The 1,932-nt window shown below is 71.9% G+C and carries 2 protein-coding genes; both read left to right on the top strand.

What is annotated here, in order from left to right; translation table 11 throughout:
- The coding region (locus BN903_RS02755) for a carboxylate--amine ligase (RefSeq protein WP_048076461.1) at positions 1-1,140 on the top strand (1,140 nt) is incomplete at its 5' end.
- A gap of 62 nt (positions 1,141-1,202) precedes the next feature.
- Positions 1,203-1,932 (top strand): orotidine-5'-phosphate decarboxylase (gene pyrF, locus BN903_RS02750; RefSeq protein ID WP_048076276.1); only part of this gene is annotated, 730 nt, incomplete at its 3' end.

Raw genomic sequence — 1,932 nt, 5'->3', positions numbered from 1 at the left:
GACGCCGACGGAGGCGCGGCCGGCACCGTCAGCCACGACGGGCTCGCGCCGCCGTCCGACGCGGTCGACTTCGCCGGGGCGGTGACGTACCCGCTCGACGACCTCGACGGGTTCCGCGAGGACGTGGAGGCGATCGTCGACGCCGCTGGGACCGAGGCGGTCGCGTTCGGCTGTATGGACGAGTGGGCGCTGTCGTACGCGGAGGCCGACCCCGACGACGTCCGGCTCCCGTTCGCCGGCAGCGACACGCTCGACGACGTGTTGAACAAGTCGGAGCTGTACGCGACCTGCGAGGCGCTCGGCGTCCCCTACCCCGAGACGTACCGCCTCGCGGAGACCGACGCGGCCGGCACGCGGGAGGCGGACGCGACCGTCGACGAGGCCGCGGCCGAACTCGGCTTCCCGCTCGTGGTGAAGCCCGAACTCAAGCGCGACTTCGAGGAGGCGTTCGGTACCAACGTGATCGAGGTCGCTGACCGCGAGGAGTTCGAGGACGTCGTCGCGGCCGCGAGCGACGCGGGGATCGCGGTAATGGCCCAGAAGCGCGTCGATATCGCGACCGGGAAGGACCACTCGCTGGCCTCCTACGTGCCCCCCTCGGGAGCCGACGACGCGCTCGCGGTCGTCGGCAACGCCGCGGTGCGGTACCCCCTGAACTTCGGCACCTCCTGTCTCGTCGAGACGGCCGACGAGCCGGCCATCGAGGAGCGCGCGCTCGCCGTCCTCGACGACGCGGGCTACCACGGGATCAGCGAGGCGGAGTTCGTCTACGACGACGCCCGCGAGGAGTTCCTGCTGCTCGACGTCAACACCCGACCGTGGAAGTGGATCTCGATGCCCGTCGCCGCGGGCGCGAACCTCCCGATGGCGGCGTACGCCGCGGTCACCGACGCGAGCTACGAGTCCGACGGCGTCGAGCCGACGCGGTGGGTATACCTCCGCGACTACCTCTCGCTTCTCGCCGGCGACGACGCGTTCTGGGACCAGCTGTCGGCCGCCGACTGGCGGCGGCTCGTCTCCGGCGCGTTCGAGCGCGAGGGCGACCTGACGACCGGCGTGTACCGTCCCTCCGACCCGAGCCCGGCGGCGAAGCTGTTCGAGACGGAGTTCGTCGACCGCGAGTACTACTGCTCCTGTTGAGGCGGGCGGGGGCGTCGCTCGCGGAACAAAACCGTTAGTGTACCGGCCGACGCAGGGCGCGTATGGACTTCTTCGAGACGCTCGCGGACCGGATCGGCGCGGTCGACAGCGTCGTCTCGGTCGGGCTCGACCCCGACCCGAGCCGGCTCCCCGAACACGTGGTCGACGCCGACCTCCCGCGGTGGGCGTTCAACCGCCGGATCATCGACGCGACCCACGAACACGCCGCCTGCTACAAGCCGAACGCCGCCTTCTACGAGGACCCCGACGGCTGGCGCGCGCTCCGCGAGACCGCGGCGTACGCCGAGGGGAAGGGCGTCCCCGTCCTGTTGGACGCCAAGCGCGGCGACATCGGCAACACCGCGCGGCGGTACGCCGAGGCGCTCGACTGGGTCGACGGGATCACGGTGAACCCGTACCTCGGCCGCGACTCGCTCCAGCCGTTCCTCGACCGCGCGGACAAGGGCGTGTTCGCGCTCTGTCGCACCTCGAACGCGGGCGGCGCGGACCTCCAGGACCTCGAACTCGCCTCCGGCGAGCCGCTCTACGAGCGCGTCGCCGCGCTCGCGGACGTGTGGAACGCGAACGACAACGTCGGGCTGGTCGTCGGCGCGACCGCGCCCGAGGAGCTGGAGACGGTCCGCGAGATCGTCCCCGAGATCCCGTTCCTCGTCCCTGGGGTCGGCGCGCAGGGCGGCGACGCGGAGGCCGCGGTCGAACACGGGCTCGCCTCGCGGCCGGACCTCCCGGTCGACGTGGGGCTCGTGAACTCCTCGCGCGGGATCATCTTCG

This window comes from Halorubrum sp. AJ67 (assembly GCF_000513435.1).
The sequence above is the reverse complement of the archived record's forward strand: the minus strand, read 5'-3'. Positions and strand labels throughout refer to the sequence as shown.